This window comes from Wenyingzhuangia sp. 2_MG-2023, from assembly GCF_030548295.1.
Classification (GTDB): domain Bacteria; phylum Bacteroidota; class Bacteroidia; order Flavobacteriales; family Flavobacteriaceae; genus Wenyingzhuangia.
On sequence record NZ_JAUOSB010000005.1, the window covers coordinates 103086 to 119757 of the forward strand.

General features: G+C 32.1%; 14 protein-coding genes. 5 read left to right on the forward strand and 9 right to left on the reverse strand.

All coding sequences use genetic code 11. The features are described 5' to 3' along the window. The 4 genes from Q4548_RS08000 to Q4548_RS08015 are packed head-to-tail and all read right to left on the reverse strand — an operon-like array spanning position 1 to position 5136. The gene (locus Q4548_RS08000) at positions 1 to 1254 is read right to left on the reverse strand and encodes a glycosyltransferase (RefSeq protein ID WP_303453464.1); all 1254 of its coding nucleotides are present in this window, start codon (positions 1252 to 1254) and stop codon (positions 1 to 3) included. Positions 1255 to 1256: 2 nt separating this feature from the next. Beyond that, positions 1257 to 2444: a glycosyltransferase family 4 protein gene (locus Q4548_RS08005; protein ID WP_303453467.1), complete on the reverse strand. Its 1188-nt coding sequence runs from the start codon at positions 2442 to 2444 to the stop codon at positions 1257 to 1259. Between the two features lie 4 nt (positions 2445 to 2448). After that, on the reverse strand, positions 2449 to 4860 hold the full coding sequence (locus Q4548_RS08010; RefSeq protein ID WP_303453470.1) for a YfhO family protein: 2412 nt from the start codon (positions 4858 to 4860) through the stop codon (positions 2449 to 2451). Between the two features lie 18 nt (positions 4861 to 4878). Then, positions 4879 to 5136 (reverse strand): DUF4834 domain-containing protein, encoded by a 258-nt coding sequence (locus tag Q4548_RS08015; RefSeq protein ID WP_303453472.1) that lies wholly within the window; start codon positions 5134 to 5136, stop codon positions 4879 to 4881. Between the two features lie 98 nt (positions 5137 to 5234). Here Q4548_RS08015 and Q4548_RS08020 point away from each other — a divergent pair, with 98 nt between their 5' ends. The 5 genes from Q4548_RS08020 to Q4548_RS08040 all read left to right on the forward strand — a co-directional run bounded on the left by Q4548_RS08020 (position 5235) and on the right by Q4548_RS08040 (position 9911). After that, on the forward strand, positions 5235 to 6407 hold the full coding sequence (locus tag Q4548_RS08020) for a transporter (protein ID WP_303453475.1): 1173 nt from the start codon (positions 5235 to 5237) through the stop codon (positions 6405 to 6407). A 15-nt stretch (positions 6408 to 6422) separates the two neighbouring features. Continuing rightward, positions 6423 to 7130 carry a 16S rRNA (uracil(1498)-N(3))-methyltransferase gene (locus Q4548_RS08025; protein ID WP_303453478.1) on the forward strand — a complete coding sequence of 236 codons (708 nt, stop codon included), beginning with the start codon at positions 6423 to 6425 and terminating at the stop codon, positions 7128 to 7130. Positions 7131 to 7136: 6 nt separating this feature from the next. After that, positions 7137 to 8396: a UDP-N-acetylmuramoyl-tripeptide--D-alanyl-D-alanine ligase gene (murF, locus tag Q4548_RS08030; protein ID WP_303453480.1), complete on the forward strand. Its 1260-nt coding sequence runs from the start codon at positions 7137 to 7139 to the stop codon at positions 8394 to 8396. 184 nt (positions 8397 to 8580) lie between these two features. Further along, on the forward strand, positions 8581 to 9030 hold the full coding sequence (locus Q4548_RS08035) for a PA2169 family four-helix-bundle protein (protein WP_303453482.1): 450 nt from the start codon (positions 8581 to 8583) through the stop codon (positions 9028 to 9030). A 167-nt stretch (positions 9031 to 9197) separates the two neighbouring features. Beyond that, complete coding sequence (locus Q4548_RS08040; RefSeq protein ID WP_303453485.1) at positions 9198 to 9911, forward strand: hypothetical protein; 714 nt, start codon at positions 9198 to 9200, stop codon at positions 9909 to 9911. A 78-nt stretch (positions 9912 to 9989) separates the two neighbouring features. Here Q4548_RS08040 and Q4548_RS08045 read toward each other — a convergent pair whose 3' ends face one another. The 5 genes from Q4548_RS08045 to Q4548_RS08065 all read right to left on the reverse strand — a co-directional run bounded on the left by Q4548_RS08045 (position 9990) and on the right by Q4548_RS08065 (position 16660). Continuing rightward, entirely contained in the window at positions 9990 to 10841 is an 852-nt protein-coding gene (locus Q4548_RS08045) for an N-acetylglucosamine kinase (protein ID WP_303453487.1), read from the reverse strand. A gap of 115 nt (positions 10842 to 10956) precedes the next feature. Then, a complete protein-coding gene (gene rpsA / locus Q4548_RS08050; RefSeq protein WP_303453489.1) occupies positions 10957 to 12753 on the reverse strand; it encodes a 30S ribosomal protein S1 in 1797 nt (598 codons plus the stop codon). A 294-nt stretch (positions 12754 to 13047) separates the two neighbouring features. Further along, positions 13048 to 13941: a lysylphosphatidylglycerol synthase transmembrane domain-containing protein gene (locus Q4548_RS08055; protein ID WP_303453491.1), complete on the reverse strand. Its 894-nt coding sequence runs from the start codon at positions 13939 to 13941 to the stop codon at positions 13048 to 13050. Continuing rightward, on the reverse strand, positions 13931 to 14875 hold the full coding sequence (locus tag Q4548_RS08060) for a glycosyltransferase family 2 protein (protein ID WP_303453493.1): 945 nt from the start codon (positions 14873 to 14875) through the stop codon (positions 13931 to 13933). The genes Q4548_RS08055 and Q4548_RS08060 overlap by 11 nt, the downstream gene beginning before the upstream one ends. A 117-nt stretch (positions 14876 to 14992) precedes the next feature. Continuing rightward, entirely contained in the window at positions 14993 to 16660 is a 1668-nt protein-coding gene (locus Q4548_RS08065) for a glycosyltransferase family 39 protein (RefSeq protein WP_303453496.1), read from the reverse strand. Positions 16661 to 16672: the final 12 nt, after the last annotated feature.

Below are 16672 nucleotides of genomic sequence, written 5' to 3' on the forward strand. Positions count from 1 at the left end.
TTATTGCTGAATGATGTTTGCCAATTGTTCTGTCAATGCTTTGCGATGGTATTTTTCTACTCCTGTAGAAGCTATTTGTAAATTTCCCAAAGTGTATTGATGGTGTAAATCTACAAGTATTTCTTTTAAGTTGTTCACCTCTTTAAAATCTACCACAAAACCTGCATTTGCATTCTCTAAAATACTCGCTAAATCTCCATCTTTTGGAGCAATGGCAATAACAGGTCTTTGTGCTTGTAAATATTCAAATATTTTTCCTGTAATAATACCTTTCGCACTTGGTACATTGTTTACAGCCAGCAGTAATACTTGTGATTTTTGTTGATACTTTCTTACCTCATCATGGGGTAAATAATCAATAAACGTAATTGAATCTGTCAATTGATAATCCTCAATGCTTTGCTTTACTTCTTGTGCTACTTTTCCTATCAACTGTATTTTGCAGTTTACACTCTCTTTCAGTTCACTCAATGCTTGCCATAAAACTATAGGATTTCTGTCCGCATTTAGCATTCCTATATGTGTCAATGTAAACTCTTTGTCTAGTTTTTTTTCATTGCTCAACTCCCCATCAAAACCATTGGTAATAACGTGTACATGATTTGAAAACACATCGTAAGATTTTTTCATTTCATTTCCAACCACCAATACCTCATCTGCATTTTTCAAAACTTCTTGTTCTAACTTGTGATGTTTTTGAATTGATTTTTTGGTCAAAGGCAATTGATGAAAATAATCTATTTCTGTCCAAGGATCTCTAAAATCAGCAATCCACCGGATATTTGTTTTTTTCTTTAACCCCAAAGCAATACAGTGTGTAGTATGCGGAGGTCCTGTAGAAATAATGGCATCTATTTTATGCGTAGATAAATAATTTTCTAAAAAAGAAATAGAAGGTTTTATCCAAAATACACGAGCATCTGGAATAAAATAATTTGCTCGAATGTAGGTAGCAATTTTTGTCAATCTACTCTTTTGGGGACTTAAAAAACCTGCGCTTGTCTTTATTTTTTTCTTTCTCGAAAATATGGAAGCTAATTGATAAGGTTCCCAAATGGGTTGTTTGATAACTTCTATATTTGCAGGAATATCATCACACAAAGTCTCATCCAATATAGGATAATCTGGATTGTCAACGGTATAAATCACTGGGGTAATGTCAAAATCTTGTAAGTATTTTACAAATTTCAACCAACGTTGCACACCAGAACCTCCCGCAGGCGGCCAATAATAAGTGATGATTAAAACCTTCATTTTTAAATGGTATTATACAAATCAATCAACCCTTTACAGGCTTGATCCCAGTTGAATTCATTATCGATAAACGCTTTTCCTTTTTGCCCCATTTTAGTTCTCAAAGCTTCATTCTTGTACAATTCTAAAGTCTTTTCTACAAAATCATCTACATCTCTATCTTTGTGAACCAATCCTGCTCCTACCCTGTTTACCAATGTTTTTTGAGCCGTAGCATTGCTTACCAAAAGTGGCTTGGAAAAACTCATGTATTGAAAAATTTTATTGGCATACGCAACATCGTGCTGCATGCTTCTGTGTAATGGTGATATACACACGCTACTGGCTTTTATATAAGACGGAAACAACGCTACATTTTGCCAACCTTCAAAATCAACTAGATCTTCTACTCCCAAATCTTGAACTTGTTTTTTTAAAACAATATCTGTTGTGTTGGTTCCAACAATCACCAATTTTACATTCTCAATTTTATCAGCAATAATTTTAATTGCACTTATCGCTGTTTGCAAACCTCTCCTTAAATGCGTATCTCCCAAGTACAAAATCACAAAACTATCTTTGTATCTTTTTAAGATCTCTGTATCCATAACTGCATCTTGGTAAAAAGATTTACGGATGGTATTAGGAACCAAAACTATTTTATCATTTGATATTTTAGTTCTTTGCACAACTTCCGAAACAAACTCTGGAGAAACGGTGATAATTTTAGTAGCTTTTGCTATAAACTCCTCTTCCTTTTTTTTCCATTTTGTAGGTGATATGATGTATTTACCCGGAAACTTCTGTAAATGAGGATAAAACTTCATCACTTCTGGCATGTTGTCATGAAGATCTAAAACCGTTTTCAATCCTATTTTTTTGTTGGCTTTAAAAACGGCATCTGCAATTCTAATGTCATGAATGTGAAGTATCTCAACATTCTGTTGCTTTACAAATAGTTCAATTTTTTTAGCCATTCTGTTTGTGTAAAAAGGAACCGTATAGGCCAAAGCAGACAACTTATATTCTAATAAATTGGACGTAAATCTACTAACCTGAATTCCATTGATCACTTCAAAATCACTCTCTTTTTCATCGTATTTCAAACAAAATAAAAAAACGTCGTGCCCTGAATTCACCAAAGACACAGCTTCATTTTCTACCCTTGGATCTGGTGGAAAATTTTTATCCAAAATCATTCCTATACGCATCCGATTACTTCTTTTTTCGATATAGAAATGCTAAAATTGCAGAAATTACAATTAACAAAATATACCCTATCAAACTAATACTTGCCCCTTGTTGAATTACTTTAGGTTCAAATTTAAACTCAACAGTATGTGCTCCTTCAGGAACATTCATTGCTCTTAAAACATAATTGGCTCTAAAATGAGGTTTCAAAACACCATCTATATATGCATTCCATCCTGGCTGGTAATAAATTTCCGAAAACACCGCTACCTGAGGCTTTTCCGATTTGTATGTATAAACCAAATCATTAGGTTCATAAGATTGTAATTGAATCTCTGCTGTAGGATCTTTTTCGATTGGAGCTACGTTAAATTCGCTGGTATTTACAACCACATCCGTTTTAGAATTGAAATTTGATAAAGCTAAAATTTCTTCATCGGCATTATTTACATTAATGGTATTGTTTACAAACCAAGCATTTCCATTTGCTCCAGGATTTCTTTGCACTTGCTTACTATCTTCTGTAGGAACTATAAAATATTTGGTATTTAACATATTCAACACCTCAATATTGTTCTTTGAAATCTGAAAATCCACCAATTCTTGATATCTTCTCAACTTAGCTGCATGATACCCTCCAATAGATTTGTGAAAATAGGATGTTGCCCCATCATTCATAAAATTACCAGAAAAATTCACCACTCTATAATGCCCTGTATCTTGTAAAATCTGTTTGTCTATAGCAGATTTCTGAAAAGGCTTTTCTACTTTGTTCGATGGTAAAAAATCAGCATCGTTTACATATCTTTTTGCTACACTCATGGTATCAAAAAGCAGTACCAATCCTAAAACAACAAGTGTATATTCTTTCTTAAACTTTGTTTTTAATGTCAACCACAAAGCTCCAATTACAATCAAAATCAAAAACAAAGAACGTACACCATCTCCATATAACATTGCTTTTCTATCCGCTTGCAGTGCTCCAGAAAAACCTGCAATTTGAGAATTCCAATACACATCATTTACTCCTTCAAAAGAATAAAACATTCCTCCCAAAAAGACAAAAAGCAACAACAAACCACCTGTAATTAGTGATCCAAGTTTTAATGCTTTAAATTTTTCTGTTTTAGAAACCTCATCAGCCAACAATTCTTTTAAAGCCAACATTCCTAACAAAGGAATGCATATTTCTGCTATAATCTGAATAGACGTAACTGCTCTAAACTTGTTGTACATCGGTACAAAATCAATAAAAAAATCGGTTAAAAAACTTAAATTTTTACCCAAACTCATCAACAAAGAAAAAACAACCGCTGCAATCAATCCTTTTTTAATCCATCCTTTCACTAAAAAACAACCTACAAAAAACAGAAAAACAAATACCGCTCCAATATATGCAGGTGCTGCTACAATAGGCTGTTCTCCCCAATAAGTTGGAGCATTTTCTGAAAACTTAGCTGCTTGTTTCACTCCTATTTTAGGAGCTAAAAATTGATATGTATGAGATTCTATACCGAGGTTTTCATTGTTGGCACCTCCAACAAAACCAGGCACCATTAAATTTAGTAGCTCTAATTTTCCGTAACTATATTCTGTAATGTAATCCTTAGACAAACCCGTTGTTTCTTCTCTGCTTTTTTGATCAGGAGTAATTGTCAATTCACTTTTACTACGCGTACTGTTAGATGCGTATTCTTTGGTAGCTAACAAGCTTTGGGCATTCATTAACAACCCAACAACCATAGCTACAATAACAAAAGAAATTGGCTTGATGACTTCTTTGATTGTTTTGTTTTGATAATGTTCTAACACATAAAATCCGCCCACAAACAAAAACATGAACAACATATAATACGTCATTTGTGGATGACTTGTGTGTACTTCTAAACCTGTAGCCAATGCTGTTAAAACAAACCCCAAAACGTATTTATTTTGGAACAACAACAAAACTCCAGACAAAACCAAAGGAATGTAACCAATAGCATGTGCTTTTGCATTGTGTCCAACCCCTAAAATAATGATAAAATAGGTAGAAAAACCAAACGCCAAAGAACCAATCAAAGCTAGCTTCCAATCAAACTTTAAAACTGTTAGCAGAACAAAGAAACCAACAAAATATAAAAACAGATAATCTGCAGGTCTTGGTAAAAAGCGAATAATACTGTCTACCGTTTTGATATAATCATTGGGATAATACGTACTTAATTGATACGAAGGCATTCCTCCAAAGGCAGCATCCGTCCAATAAGCTTCTTTACCATTTTCTGTTCTGTAATCATTCAATTCTTTAGACATTCCTCTAAACTGAGCAATATCACTCTGAAAAATTTTATATCCTTTTAAGACAGGTTTGAAATAAAAAAGTGCTACGATACAAAAAGCAGCAAGCACTCCTAAATAAACTGCTACTTGTTTTACATTTATTGATTTTTTCAACTTTTATTTTTTAGAAAATTAATCTACTTCTTCATAATCTACATACTCCCCAACATTATCACTTACTGTACTATTTTGTTGTGGTTTTTTATCAATTGTTGTGGTGCCTTCTTTTGTAACAGTTTCTTTTTTAGTTTGCTGTTGTCCCGTTTTTTTTTCCACATATTTCACTAACAAAACAGGAGCAATATACTTCATGAAAAACTTAGCAACGTAATATATTGCCATAATAATTAAGATAGTTCTAATCAGTCCCATAACACTCGCTTCTTGCATTCTTAAATTTTTAGTTCCCCAAAAATAATAATTTGAAAACGAACCAACCTCTCACAGTATAAAATATTATATTTACACTTATATATTTTCTAGCTATTATGAACCGAATACTTTTAAGCATCTTTTGTTATTTGTTTTTTACAACCACAAATTATGCACAATACACGAGCATTATAAATTCAAATAGGCCTGGTCATACAGAAACACCTTATGCTCTTGGTACAGATGTACTTCAGTTTGAAAACACTTCTTTTGTTAAGTCTTTTAAAAACCCAAGCATAAAGTCCACAGCCATCAGCAATTTACTAAACGTTCGTTATGGGTTTGCTACTGAAAGACTAGAAGCCTCTTTTGATGTACTTTACACACACCAAAGTTTTTCTACAGAAAACTTACCTTCTATTACTGGAGCAGAAAATTTAGCTATCGGGCTTAAATATCTTATTTATCAACATACCAACAAAGAAAGTACTGAACTTAAAAAAAGTTGGAACAGAAGATATGGGTTTAAATACAACGGACTGATACCTAGCATAGCCTTAGCCGTACATTTAAATACCCCGCTTACAAGTAGTAATTTTGTAAATGGTGGTGCTGGATCTTTTTCTTTTAGCCTGATTACTCAAAACAATATTAGCAGAAAATTACGAATCAACAATCAATTTGATTACAATTATTTTGGTGGTGATTTGCCTGAATTTATTTATACAATATCTAGTGCGTACTTAATGTTTGATAGATTCAACCCTTTTGTGCAATTAGGATATCACAACAACGATCTGTATTCTTATCTAAATTTAGGGATCGGTACTCCTTATTTAATCCAAAAAAATCTTTCAGTTTCCGCCTATTTAGACGCTTCTTTTGGTAATGATGTTTCTGGATTAGAATTTGGGATCAATGCTTCGTACCGAATAGACAAACACGAAGACAAATGGGTTTACAAAAAAAGCAAATTACTTGAAGATGAATATTGGGAGGATGAAGCAAATATAGACCAAGAACTTCTTGAACAAGAATTAGAAATGGGAACTATAGAAGAAGAACCAAAAAAAGACAATTTCTTTACTCGATTTTTCAGTAAATTCAAAAGCAAGAAAAAAGATTTGAAACCTAAAAAGAAGAAAAAAAGGAAAAAGAAATCTAAAGAAGAAGATTCTGAGGAAGATATTAAAGCAGAGAAAAAAGGTTTCTTTAGTAGATTCTTTAAGAAAAAAGAAAAAAAAGAAGACCCCGAAGAAGAAATTGAGGATGTAATTTCTGATTACTAAACATCCAGAAGAAATATGATTTTATCGATTAGCGAACACATACAACCTACAGACACATCGTTTGTTTTTGACAAAGATGAAAGTAGACATTTGATAAAAGTACTCCGAAAAAAAGAAGGAGATTTTGTTTATATAACTGATGGAAAAGGTAATTTTTACACTACTTCTATCAATTTAGCCAATGAAAAAAGATGCATCGTTGTTGTAGATAACGTAACACAGCATCCTAAAAACAGGCCGTATCATTTACATATTGCCATTGCTCCCACCAAATTAAATGATCGATACGAGTGGTTTTTAGAAAAAGCTGTAGAAATAGGAATTGATGAAATTACTCCTATTATTTGCAAAAACTCTGAACGAAAAATAATAAAAATAGATCGAATGAAAAAAATCATTCAATCTGCAATAAAACAATCACTTCAGTTGCATCTCCCTATTTTAAACGAACCTGTTTTGTTTGATACTTTTCTAAAGCAACAAACAGCTTCACAAAAATTTATTGCACATTGCGAAGACGAGGACAATAAAAAATATTTACAAAAAATAGCAAAACCTAGCAATGATCTTTTGATACTTGTAGGTCCTGAAGGAGATTTTACTCCCAATGAAATTGATCTTGCAATACAGCAAAATTACATTCCCGTTACGTTGGGTCAAAATAGACTTAGAACAGAAACTGCTGGCGTATATATCACCTCTTTAATGACAACCCTATTATAGTTGGACATGAAAATTCAAGAATTACACGAATTGTTTTTATTACAAAAGCAAAACTTTACCACTGATACTAGAAAAATCACTCCCAATTCCATGTTTTTTGCTCTAAAAGGAGAAAAATTTAATGGAAATACTTTTGCACAACAAGCATTGGAAAAAGGAGCTTCTTACGTTGTTATTGATGAAAAGGATTTCTATATAGATGAAAGAACTATTTTAGTGAACAATGTTCTAGAAAAACTACAGCAATTGGCTCATTTTCATAGAGAACATTTGGGTATTCCCATCATTGCTTTAACGGGTAGCAACGGAAAAACCACCACCAAAGAATTGATTAGAGAGGTTTTAGCAACTCAACACAACGTAGTGGCAACTGTAGGAAACTTGAACAATCATATTGGTGTTCCTCTTACAATTTTAAGCATGACCGCTGAGACTGAGATTGGAATTGTAGAAATGGGTGCCAATCATTTAAAAGAAATTCAATTTTTATGTTTTATTGCTGCTCCAAATTTTGGTTACATCACCAATTTCGGAAAAGCACACTTAGAAGGTTTTGGATCTGAAGAAGGAATTATTCAAGGGAAATCTGAAATGTATGATTATATAGCCAATGCAGAAGGAACTGCATTTGTAAATCAAGAAGAGAAAAAACAAGTTGAGCAAGCTGAATTGTGTGATTGTATTTATTTCAATCCACACGAGACACCTTTGTTAGAACTGACTCCTTATGTTCAATTGGCTCATAACAATCAAATTATTCAGAGCAATTTGATTGGGAAATACAATTACAACAATATTATTGCTGCCATTGCAATTGGAACTCACTTTAACATTTCCAACGACAACATTAAAAAAGCAATTGAAGGTTACATTCCCGAAAACAATCGTTCTCAAATTATTAAAAAAAATACAATTCAAATTATTTTAGATGCTTACAATGCCAATCCTACCAGCATGAATGCAGCTTTGGAAAATTTAACAGCTCTCAATGTTTCTAAAAAAGCTGTCATTCTAGGTGATATGTTTGAACTTGGAACAACAAGCTCTCAAGAACATGAAAATTTAATCAATCATACATTGGCTAACAATTTTGAAACAAACGTATTTGTAGGCGAACATTTTTACAAACATCAAAGAAAAGGTGCACATTTTTACAAAACTTTTAACGATTTAAAGAATAACTTTTATTTTGATTTTAAGAACACAACCTTATTAATTAAAGGCTCTAGAGGGATGGCATTAGAAAGAATTTTAGAAGCACTATAAAAATAGACAACCAACAGATAACCAAGGCTTAAATTATTTTTTTAAGCCTTTTATTTTTTTCATATGAGAACACAACTAACTCATTTGAGCAAAAACAAACAATATTCTATCGCTAATTTTGGACTAACAAACACGATGTTTCTGTGATACACATCATCTAAGTATCACACTAAAAAATAACACCATGAAAACAGTTCAAAAAGCAATTACTGACAAATTAGAAACACTATTAGTACGAACACACGATGCTGAAAAGGGATTTTCCAAAGCAGCCGAAAATACAAGTCACTTAGGATTAAAAGCCTATTTTAAAACAAAATCAGAACAAAGAAAAAAATTTTCTGATGAATTAATGGATGAGATAAAAGCCCTAGACGGAGATTTTGACAAAGAAGGAAGTATGCAAGGTTCTGCTCACAGAACATGGATGGATTTAAAATCTTATTTTACCAATGATGATGCCGAAGCGATGTTAGAAGAAGCTATTACAGGTGAAAAAAAATCAGTTGAAGATTATAAAGACGTCATTTATGACACCGCAATTCCACCTTCAATCAAATCTATTTTACAAACACAATTGTCTAAAATAGAAAACGGATTGTCTACCATCAAGACTTTGGAAGACATTCATTAAGATATACTCAAACAATCAAAAAAAGCTAATAGATCAACCTCTATTAGCTTTTTTTGATTTAAAACACACAAAATCACATGATTATAATTTTGGCACGTTCTTTGGATTCTAACCTGTGTTAAGTTTCTTGAAATAAAGAAACCAAGTTTCATTAAAACACACAGATTATGAAAAAATTAATACTCTTATTTTCCGCTGTTGTTCTTCTACAATTTTCCGCTAATGCAGCTATCAATCACTACGAAGAAAAACCTTTTGTTTTTGTTGAAAACAATGTAGAATACGCTGTTTTTAAAGATGGTCAATTTGATTTCAATATCATTCCCAAATCTAACAATATTCACATCAACACAAGAAACATTAATGTTAGTTTCAATACAGGACAAAATTACACTCCATACATCAAACACAATCGAAATGGAGAAATTGTTCAAATAGAAAATACTTCTATTTTTTACGATTATTATGGTAGAGTTAATAGAATTGGTAATGTTTCCATCAATTACAATAGATATGGATTTATAAACAATATCGGTAATTTAACCGTCTATTACCACCAAAATGGTGCTTATAACAGATCCGTAGGCTATGTTAATAGGTACAATATTAACTACAGACCATATAGAACTACATATACTAGACCTGTTACAAAAAGACGTGTTGTTGTTTACAACAAACCTAAATATTATCCATCTAACAAATATTACGCAAACAAATACAACAAAAAAAACAAGTACACTTCTAAGAAAACAAAAGAATACAACTCTACAAAAAGCAGTCAAAAAAAGTCTGCTAAAACCGAATACACTACTAAAGATAATTCCGAATCTAGTGTTGCTTATAGTAAAAGAGAGAACAGCAATTCATACAGACGAAAATAAACATAAATTCTGCCAAAATAAAAAAGGAAGTTTGATGTTTCAAACTTCCTTTTTTGCATAATAATTTTTAATGAGCAACTATAGCAAATGTTTTTTGTGATAGTTAATCATATTATCTATAGGTCTTTGAATAGCTCCTGCAAAAGTCAAATCGTACTTGTTGGCTACTTTCTCAATAATATTTGAGAAATAAAAAGCAACAGAACCTATAAAATAAATAGGTGTTTCTTTTCCTTTTCCATAAGGTAAAACACGATATCTGAAAAATTCATCTACTCCTTTTTCTATCAAACCAGTAATATAATCATGTTCTTTAAATTCAAACATAAAAGCAGCATGACTTGCTAAAAATGTATTTGGAGTTTTTCCTTTGTACAATTCTTTTTTAATATAGTCATCTTCCAAATTAAAGCTATCCTGAAATTTTTCTCTAATTTCTTCTGGCATAATTTTATAGTAGTAATCACGTATCAATTGTTTCCCAAAGTAATTACCGCTTGCCTCATCCATAATAGCCCATCCTAAAGACACAGAACAAGACATTATTTCTTTTCCATCAAAATAACAACTATTAGAACCTGTTCCTAAAATACACACAATAGCTGGTTCTGCTTCTGATGCTGCATATACAGCTCCCAACATATCTTCTGCAACAACAATTTCTGCGTTTACAAAAATCTCTTGAAACACTTCTTCTAAGTTTTTTATTGCTTTAGATGTTCCACAACCTGCTCCGTAAAAGAAAACCTTTGTAACCTCTTTTCTTACCGGCTCTAAATTTATATTATCTAAAACTCTATCTTTAAGAATATCTTTATCTACAATAGCTGGATTCAATCCTTCCGTTCTGGTTTTAAACCTTTCCGTTTTATCTATGTTAAGGGCAAACCAATCCACCTTTGTAGATCCGCCATCTGCAATTAATATCATAATAATTAATTTTTAGTTTTATACTTCATACTGGTGGGGTAAATATACAAAGTATGGCACAAAAAAAGCTGTTTTGGCGAACCAAAACAGCTTTAAATTTATCTAAAAAGGAAGCTTATTTCCCTTCCATTTTTTTCTTCAAATCAGCCAATCCAGCGATGTCTCCAAAAGTAGACTTGCTTTCTGTGTTTGCTTCAGCTTTTCTAGCTTGAGCTTTTACATTTTTAGCTTCTGCATCTTTAAAAGTAGCAGTGTGAGAAGCAACAATTCTTCTAAATTCTTTAGAGAACTCTATTACTTTGAAAATAGCAGTATCTCCTTTGTTAATTTTAGAACCATCTTCTTTTTCTAACAAACGAGTAGGTACAAATGCTTCAACTCCTTCTTGGAATTCAACAACAGCACCTTTGTCAGTTTTCTCTTTTACAGTTCCTTCGTGGTCAGTATTCAAAGCGTAAGTAGCTTCGTGTCCATCCCAAGGATTGCTTTGAGTTTGTTTGTGTCCTAAGTTTAATTTTCTGTTTTCAACATCCAATTCTAACACTTGTACATCTAATTTATCACCTACAGCAACAAAGTCAGATGGGTGTTTGATTTTCTTAGTCCATGACAAGTCAGAAATATAAACCAATCCATCAATACCTTCTTCTAACTCAACAAAAACACCAAAGTTAGTGTAGTTACGAACAATTCCGTTGTGAGTAGATCCGATTGGGTATTTAGCAGTAATATCCGCCCATGGATCTGGGTGTAATTGCTTGATACCTAATGACATTTTACGTTCTTCTCTATCTAAAGTCAATACTTGAGCATCTACAATATCTCCGATTTTCACGAAATCTTGTGCAGAACGCAAGTGAGTAGACCAAGACATTTCAGAAACGTGAATCAATCCTTCAACTCCTTCAGCAACTTCGATAAATGCACCGTAGTCAGCCAAAACAACAACTTTTCCTTTAACTTTATCACCAACATTTAAGTTCGTATCTAAAGCATCCCAAGGGTGTTGAGACAATTGCTTCAATCCTAATTGGATTCTAGTTTTCTTGTCATCAAAGTCTAAAATTACAACGTTTAATTTTTGATCTAATTCAACTACCTCAGACGGGTGGTTAATTCTTGACCAAGATAAATCTGTAATGTGGATCAATCCATCTACTCCTCCTAAATCTACGAATACACCGTAAGAAGTAACGTTTTTAACCACACCTTCTAATACTTGACCTTTTTCTAATCCAGAAATAATTTCTTTTTTCTGAACTTCAATATCAGCCTCGATAAGAGCTTTGTGAGATACAACAACGTTCTTAAATTCGTGGTTGATTTTCACAACTTTGAATTCCATTGTTTTGTCTACATACTGATCGTAATCTCTAATTGGCTTCACGTCAATTTGAGATCCTGGTAAGAATGCTTCAATTCCAAAAACATCAACAATCATACCTCCTCTAGTTCTACACTTAACGTATCCGTTAACTACTTCACCAGATTCTTGAGCAGCAATAACTCTATCCCAAGCTTTGATTACTCTTGCTTTTTTGTGAGACAATACCAATTGTCCTGAGTGATCTTCTCTTCTATCAACTAAAACCTCTACTTTATCTCCAACAGCTAAGTTAGGATTGTAACGGAATTCATTTAAAGAAATAACTCCCTCAGATTTAGAATTGATATCGATGATCGCGTCACGGTCAGTAATACGAACTACAGTTCCTTCAATTACATCACGTTCGTTAACAAAACCTACAGTTCCTTCTAAAGCAGCGTCAAATTCCTTCAACTTTTCTTCGTTAACTTCATCAATACCTTGCTCGTATTTGTGCCAGTTAAAGTTTGCTAAAAATTCTTGTGGGTTTACTTGTACAGTTTCTTGCTCTTGAGCTTCTACTGTGTTTTGAGTTTCTTCAGACATTTGTCTAAAATAATTTGTATTTAGCTGAAAATCAGTTTTTAAAAGCGAGTAACAACAACTAAAGGTGTTAATTGATTTTTTGTTTCATTCCTTTTCTAAACCTAGCTCGCTAAAAAGGACTGCAAATATACAACATTTATTTTATTTAACTAATCGGTAAATCAGTCTTTTATCACATCTTCAAAATATTTTTATAGGCAATTTTACAGCAACAAAAAAAGCTTTGTATGTGGTAGTTATTAGTAATAAAAAATTGACGATGATAATTCAGAATACAAGTATAGCTACAAAAGATCAAACATTGTTTTTAGATGTTTCTAGAGTGTATTTTTTTAATTGGAATCCTACTCCAACCAAAGAAATTACGGCAGTTATAAACGTAAATAACAATCCAATGGCTACAGAAATATCTTTGTCATACCGCAACAAATCTGCGGCTTGGTAAAATACAAATTCTCTAACACCAATTCCCGCAAAAGAAACAATAGATAATACAACGGAGATTAAAAAGACCAATAAGTACGATAATAGATCTGATAAAACATCAAAATTAACAACCAAACAACCGATGGAAATCAACTGAAGAATTTGTACAATGATTGACAATCCTAAGGTTTTAAAAAACACATCTTTAAAAGATGGAAATAGTTTGTGAACAAAAATCAAAGAAATTAACGGAATCAGGGCTAGTAACAAAAACCCTAAGACATATAACAAAACATTAGATTTGATCCAACCTAAAGACTGTACAAAAGGAATACATAAAACTACCAACAACATTCCAATAGCCGTCAATCCCGAAAAACGATCTATAAAAACTGCTGCTGATAGTTTTTTTACTTTCCAGTCAAATTGTTTGTTCAATTTAAAAATTTTATATGCATCTCCTCCTATTCCTCCTGGAATAAAAAAATTATAAAACATTCCTATAAAATAGAGAACATGATTGCTTTTGTGTGATAAGAAATAACCTAAAGCATGAAAAAAAGTATTCAATCTAATGGAAGAAACCCATTGAGATATCAATAAAAAAACAGCACTGCACACCAACAAACCTACATTGCTTTCTCTTATAATGTTAAACACATCTGAAAAAGAGATTTTAGTAGCAACAAAATAAAACAGGAGTGCACTGACTCCTATTTTTAAGCTTGTGGTTACAATTTTCTTAAGTTGTTTAGTTTTCAAAAGTAGTTACTTTTCTTAAGTTGTACGGACGTTTGTCTTGAGATTCGTAATATGTTTTCATCAACAAATCTATAATGATTCCTACAGTAAAAAACTGAATTCCCATTACCACCATCAACACTCCTAAAATCAACAAAGGTCTTCCCCAAATGTCTTCTCCTAACAATTTAATTACCAACAAATAAATATTGATAAGCATTCCAATACCGGCAAAAGTCAATCCGATATTTCCGAATAAATAAATTGGTTTTTGCAAATATTTTCTTTGGAACAGAATCAATAACAAATCATTGATTACTTTAAACGTTCTTCCCAAACCGTATTTAGAAACTCCAAACTGACGAGCATGGTGTTTTACGGGCATTTCAGAAATACGAGCTCCATTCATAAACGTTACCAAAGAAATAAAACGGTGCATTTCACCATACAATTTCAATCCCTTAGCAGTTTCTGCTGTAAAAATTTTAATAGCACAACCGTGATCAGTAATATGTAATCCCGTAGTTTTTCTAATGATGAAATTGGCTATTTTTGAAGGCAAGGTTCTTACAAAATTATCTTTTCTTTTTTGACGAATTCCTGTAATCATGTCCAAATCCTCCTCTATCAACTTGTCCAACATTGCTGGCAAATCCGATGGGTCATTCTGTAAATCACCATCCATGGTTATGATATAATCTCCTTTGGCAGTATCTATACCGGCTGCAATGGCAGAACTTTGTCCGTAATTTTTTCTAAGTTCTACTAAAATTACTTTAGGATGTTTTAGTTCTTTTATTTCTTTACGTGTGTTGTCTGTAGAACAATCGTCTATATATATAATTTCATACTGATAACCTTCTAAACCTCTATCTATATTCTCAGTTAATAAGGTTACATTCCCTTCTTCATTGTAAACGGGAATTACGATGGATAACAAACTAGTCTTACTCATTTTTTATGTTTTCGATTAGGCAAACTTACTGATAAAACACATAATTTAAACTACATTCTTTCAATTTATCATCATTTTCAGCAGTCTCATTCATTTTATTTTGCCTCTTGTTTTAGATTACTTTATCACTAAATATCTCTTGCTTAATTTTTTGTGTCTTGTTTTAGGATTCAAAAAAGCAGGTTTTAGCATTGTAATTCTGTAATGCTCTAACTCATATTCTTTTGTCCAAACAACCCCACTTTTCTTCAATTCTTGATTGGATTTTTCATCAATATACAACCATTGTCCTGGTTTTAAATCTTCCGCAACTTTATCCAAAGGAATGGTTTCTAAAATTTCATGTGTATAAAAATTTAAAGACCAACTCCACAATCCATCCAACAAAAACAAATCTTTTTTAGCCACATGATGTTCTTGTATTATTTTGGTTGCAGGAATCCCAGATTGGTATTGTAATAAATTGGGATAAAACTGAGCATTCAATGTAAAATTGATCAGAATCATAAAACCAACAGAAGCCACAATCAGCTTTCTAAAAGGTTCTGCTTTTACTTTGATCAAAAAATAAATCAGTAAAAATAAAATCACCAAAATCCCAAAAACAACAAACATATTTTTTAAAGGAAATGCATAGAAAGACAAGGTTAAAACAAACAACGATAGAAAAGAGAACAATCCTATTTGAAAATTAGCCCAACGTTTTAGCGTTTTTACTTTGTGTTCTGAATGCAATTGCCACAAATAACTAACGACCAAAATAGCCATTAATGAAAATAGACTATTTAAGTAATGAGGCAATTTAAATTTAGAAGTACTGATTACCAACAATACCAAAAGTACACCTAAAGAGCTCATCAACTCAAAAGATTTAATTTTTCTAAATTTTTGTGTAATTCCTTTTTTAATATTTACAAACAAACCTGTATACATTAACAATGGCCAAGGTAAAAAAGCCCACAAAATAGTGTGAAAAAAGAAAAAATAATCTGGACTATTTTGTTGATGCCCCGTAGCTGTTAATCTATTAAAACTCTGATCCCATAAAATAAAACGAACACCAGAAATGTTATTTTTTCCTAAGAACACCTTTTCTGGATGCAAATCAAATTGTAAATAATACGCATAAAGAATTGGAGAAATAAACAACGCATAAGCAAACACACCCAATAGTAACTTCCACGAAAAAACGTAGTTCCATTTACGTGCATAAATTACATGAACCAGCATGATGACTCCACAAACAAAAACCGCCAACTGTCCTTTAGTTCCAAAACCTATGGCCAAACCTAAAAAACCTAACAATATGTTTTTAAGATTTCCAGAATCTAAATACTTGACAAAATTATAAACTGCCAAAATTGTAGCTCCCGTTAAAACAGCATCAGTTCTTACATCGTGATTTGATAAAATAACAGCTTGGGCAGCTAAAAAAATCAATGCTGCAATATGATTGATTTTTTTTCCATAAAAATGAACGGCTAACTTATTGGTGCAATAAGCTCCCATAAATGTAAACAGTAAAGCTGGAATTCGGTATGCCCAATCGTAAATTCCAAAAATTTTAAACGACAGTGCTGCCAACCAAAAATGCACGTGAGGTTTGTCTAAATAATCTTGAGTTCCTTTGTATATATTCCAAAAATCATTTTTCAAATACATTCTCATTGCCATGGTTGCATGTTGTGCAGAATCATTTTCCATTACAGGAATAAACAACCCACACACATATACTAAAAGCAATAAACTATAGAGAATATAAACATCTCTTTTGGATAAAATCATGTTTTAACTATT

Coding starts and splice junctions, on each gene's coding strand:
- Q4548_RS08000 (WP_303453464.1), bottom strand. CDS start 1,254: ATGAAGGTTTTAATCATCACTTATTATTGGCCGCCTGCGGGAGGTTCT.
- Q4548_RS08005 (WP_303453467.1), bottom strand. CDS start 2,444: ATGCGTATAGGAATGATTTTGGATAAAAATTTTCCACCAGATCCAAGG.
- Q4548_RS08015 (WP_303453472.1), bottom strand. CDS start 5,136: ATGCAAGAAGCGAGTGTTATGGGACTGATTAGAACTATCTTAATTATT.
- Q4548_RS08020 (WP_303453475.1), top strand. CDS start 5,235: ATGAACCGAATACTTTTAAGCATCTTTTGTTATTTGTTTTTTACAACC.
- Q4548_RS08025 (WP_303453478.1), top strand. CDS start 6,423: ATGATTTTATCGATTAGCGAACACATACAACCTACAGACACATCGTTT.
- murF (WP_303453480.1), top strand. CDS start 7,137: ATGAAAATTCAAGAATTACACGAATTGTTTTTATTACAAAAGCAAAAC.
- Q4548_RS08035 (WP_303453482.1), top strand. CDS start 8,581: ATGAAAACAGTTCAAAAAGCAATTACTGACAAATTAGAAACACTATTA.
- Q4548_RS08040 (WP_303453485.1), top strand. CDS start 9,198: ATGAAAAAATTAATACTCTTATTTTCCGCTGTTGTTCTTCTACAATTT.
- Q4548_RS08045 (WP_303453487.1), bottom strand. CDS start 10,841: ATGATATTAATTGCAGATGGCGGATCTACAAAGGTGGATTGGTTTGCC.
- rpsA (WP_303453489.1), bottom strand. CDS start 12,753: ATGTCTGAAGAAACTCAAAACACAGTAGAAGCTCAAGAGCAAGAAACT.
- Q4548_RS08060 (WP_303453493.1), bottom strand. CDS start 14,875: ATGAGTAAGACTAGTTTGTTATCCATCGTAATTCCCGTTTACAATGAA.
- Q4548_RS08065 (WP_303453496.1), bottom strand. CDS start 16,660: ATGATTTTATCCAAAAGAGATGTTTATATTCTCTATAGTTTATTGCTT.